Below are 261 nucleotides of genomic sequence, written 5' to 3' on the forward strand. Positions count from 1 at the left end.
TCGGTAACAGCACCAACGGCTAGTTCAACTAGTGCTTGTGCTTATGCAGACCAAGCGGCAGTTGATGCAGCGTTTGCTACGTGGTTAGGCGGATTTACCGTAAGCGGTGGATGTGCTCCAAGCGGAAGCTATGGACAAGTAAGCGCACCAAGTGCTTGTGGAGGAACCACTACAGTAACTTATACTGTAACCGATAAGTGTTATGAGACTTCAACAGTAAGCAGAAGCTTTACTATCACACCAGCTCCGGCTGTATCGGTA

The 261-nt window shown here is 48.7% G+C and carries 1 protein-coding gene; it reads left to right on the forward strand.

Annotated features, from left to right (window positions below; all coding sequences use genetic code 11):
* A partial coding sequence (locus tag ICG50_RS13085; protein WP_187661339.1) for a hypothetical protein occupies positions 1 to 261 on the forward strand: 261 nt, incomplete at both ends.

Origin of the sequence: Flavobacterium buctense (assembly GCF_014486695.1) — a bacterium.
Taxonomy (GTDB): Bacteria; Bacteroidota; Bacteroidia; order Flavobacteriales; family Flavobacteriaceae; genus Flavobacterium; species Flavobacterium buctense.